The organism is Synechococcus sp. H60.3 (assembly GCF_047462295.1).
GTDB lineage: Bacteria > Cyanobacteriota > Cyanobacteriia > Thermostichales > Thermostichaceae > Thermostichus.
The window spans coordinates 1-2,883 of sequence record NZ_JANSIY010000002.1; the positions used below are offsets into that span (position 1 = coordinate 1).

The 2,883-nt window shown below is 62.0% G+C and carries 4 protein-coding genes; 1 reads left to right on the forward strand and 3 read right to left on the reverse strand.

The window, feature by feature from the left end; all coding sequences use genetic code 11:
- Positions 1-133: 133 nt before the first annotated feature.
- From NW841_RS00355 to NW841_RS00365, 3 genes are all read right to left on the reverse strand, one after another.
- Positions 134-322: a DUF4089 domain-containing protein gene (locus NW841_RS00355; protein WP_414333082.1), complete on the reverse strand. Its 189-nt coding sequence runs from the start codon at positions 320-322 to the stop codon at positions 134-136.
- Between the two features lie 100 nt (positions 323-422).
- Entirely contained in the window at positions 423-1,004 is a 582-nt protein-coding gene (locus NW841_RS00360) for a hemerythrin domain-containing protein (protein WP_414367747.1), read from the reverse strand.
- Between the two features lie 136 nt (positions 1,005-1,140).
- The gene (locus NW841_RS00365; RefSeq protein ID WP_414333079.1) at positions 1,141-2,013 is read right to left on the reverse strand and encodes a tRNA (5-methylaminomethyl-2-thiouridine)(34)-methyltransferase MnmD; all 873 of its coding nucleotides are present in this window, start codon (positions 2,011-2,013) and stop codon (positions 1,141-1,143) included.
- Between the two features lie 136 nt (positions 2,014-2,149).
- Between NW841_RS00365 and accD the strand changes: the two genes are divergently transcribed.
- Positions 2,150-2,883, forward strand: a 734-nt coding sequence (accD, locus tag NW841_RS00370; protein WP_414384899.1) for an acetyl-CoA carboxylase, carboxyltransferase subunit beta, incomplete at its 3' end; no start/stop codon positions are given.

Below are 2,883 nucleotides of genomic sequence, written 5' to 3' on the forward strand. Positions count from 1 at the left end.
TTGAGCTGGGGATCCCGCTGGCGAATCCGCTCCAGACAGGCGGCCACCACTGCCTGGGCGCTCACGGATCCCTGGCGGACGGCCCTGGCAATCGCGAACCCGTCGGCGCTGCCGAGAAGAGGGGGATCCGGGGTCATGGCTGGGGGTTGAAGGTAGGATCTGGCTCAACCGTCGGTGGCAGCGGAAACTCCAGTACCTGTTGAGCAAGGGGCAAAAAGCGGGCGAAGTTTGCGATCACCCCCGCTCGATGGTCGGGATGCAGGGGCAGTTGCAGCAGTTGGGCCATCGAGTCGACGTAGGTTTCGGGATCCCAGGGTTGCATCGATTCAAGGGGTCGGCTGGGGAAAAGGTACCACAGGCCAGCTTGCCAAAACCAGCAGAAAGTTACCCAAGGCAGAATCCAAAGACAAGACCGTCCTTGGTTAAGGGGTGGCCGTCGACGCTGTGCTACCTGGCGGGGGCCAAAGGCGTTCGCGGGGCAAGACAGGGCGAGTCACGGCCTGCCGCTCCCATTCCTCTAGATTGAGGCGACGACCGGCAGAACTGGGGGCACTGGCCTGCAGGCGCTTGCGGAACAGGCGCAACTGCTGTTGCTCGGCGGCGGGAGAAACACGCTGGGCAAAGAGGGGATGCAAGAGCTTCTCTTCCTGCTCAAACTGGGCCCGCAACTGCCGATAAAAGTGAAGGGCAGCAGAGGGATCCAACTGCTGCGGCTCACGCTCCGCCTGGTGCAAAAAGCGGGTCAGCTCCGGGATCTGATCCCGCAACTGTTGCTCCAGCCCATTGACCTGGCTGCTGAGCTGGGGATCCGCTGCCAGAGCCGTCCTGAGCAGCGGGTAGAGGACATGGCGCTCCAATTGAATGTGGCGGGAGAGGCGCTGCCGCAACCTTTGCACCCAGAGACGCCGCTGCTCCAGATCCAACTCCGAGGCCCGAGAGAGACGAGCCAAGAACTGCAGGATAACCCGGTGCTGTTCGGCACAAAGGGCAACCAGTGTAGACATAGCAGTTCCCTGGAGAAAAAGCTTTATCTTAGCTTAACTTTGTCAAGAGACAGCAGCGTGCGTAAGGGTACGGGACTGGTGCAGGTGTCTTGGCTACACCCCGACAGCAACCCCGGCAAAAGCTGCCCTCCGGTTGCTAGGCTTGCACAAGCCAGCGGCGTTTCCAGGCGGAAGTGGGCTCAAGGGGTGAGGTTTGCTGTTCCTGCTGGCGCTGCAGCCGAATCTGGGCTCTGTCTCCCTGCAAGGTGGGATCCCGGTAGGGCACAGCGGCGCGGGTTTTCAGGTGCTCCCGCTCCATGGGGGAGAGGGGCGGCAGGTGATCCGGTTGGGGTGAGGCCACCGTGCCCGGCCAAGGGCGACCCACCGGCGGCGTCGAGCCAATGAAAAGCCCCGCCTCCAGCAAGGCTGCTCGCACCGCCGCCGCACAGGAATAGGTGGCCAGGATCCCGCCGGGGCGCATTCGCGCCGCCACTGCCCGCAAAAAGTCCACCGTCCACAGCTCCGGGCAGACGGAAGGGGAGAAGGGATCCAAAAACACCGCATCCGCCCATCCCAGCGGCACCTGCAACAGAGTTTGGCGGGCATCTCCCCACAGCAGCGTTCCGCGCCAGCGCGGCGATTGCCAGGATCCCTCGTTGATAAAGTGTTGCCACTCCTGGCTAAAGCTCCAAGTGGATCCCACCCCCACCTGCCAGGCCTGGCGGGGCACCTGCGGGGAGCGCTCTAGGCCAATGACTTCTACAGGGCAGTCGGGCCGCACCTGCCAGATTGTCTCCAAGGCCAGGCCAGAGTTGTAGCCAAGGCCAAAGCAAATATCCAAAAGGCAAATAGGATCCTCCGGATCCCGCTCCAACGGCAGCCGATCCAGCCGGCAAGGGCGGACGAACTTCTCCAGCGCCTCCTGAGCGGCGCCGCTGACGTTGTGAAAAGCCTGCCCAAACTCCTGGGAGAAAAAGGTCAGGGATCCATCCCCTGTGGTCAACACCTGCCACTGGGTTTCTGCGGTCATGGCTACTGCAAGTTTCTATTTCCAGCTTGGCGATTCTTTGATAGCTTGAGAACGTTAAGATGAGTTTCGCAGCTCACCGGCAGGGCTTGTAGATTCGGCTCTGGCCATCCCTAGCTAGGGGGGTACCTCAGCGGCTATGTCTTTACTGGATTGGTTTGCCGAGCGGCGCAAACAGACTTCTCTCAACTTGACAGGCAGCAGCCCCTTCGACAAAGAGCGGCAAGTGCGAGAGATTGCCGACGGCCTCTGGCAGAAGTGTCCAGCTTGCGACGCTCTCACCTACAGCAAAGATCTGCAGCAGAACTGGCAGGTTTGTCCAAGCTGTGGCTACCACCATCGCATCACAGCCCCGCAGCGGCTGGAGCAGCTTTTGGATCCCGGCTCCTGGCAGCCCCTCGACGAGCACCTGGCCCCCACCGATCCGCTGCACTTTTTCGACCAAAAGCCCTACGCCGAGCGCCTGGCCGCCTACCAGGAGCGCACCCAGCTCAAGGATGCCGTCCTGACCGGGTTAGGCACTCTGGAAGGGATCCCGGTGGCGATGGGCGTGATGGATTTTCGCTTTATGGGCGGCAGCATGGGCTCGGTCGTAGGCGAGAAGATTACCCGTCTCACTGAACGCGCCACCTGCGATCACCTACCCCTGATCCTTTTTTCGGCCTCTGGGGGAGCCCGCATGCAGGAAGGGATCCTCAGCCTGATGCAGATGGCCAAAACGGCAGCCGCTCTGCAAAGGCACCGCGAAGCCGGCCAGTTGTTTATCTCCGTGCTTACCCATCCCACCTATGGGGGGGTGACCGCCAGCTTTGCCATGCTGGGAGACTTGATCCTGGCCGAACCCGGCGCCCAGATAGGGTTTGCCGGGCCCAA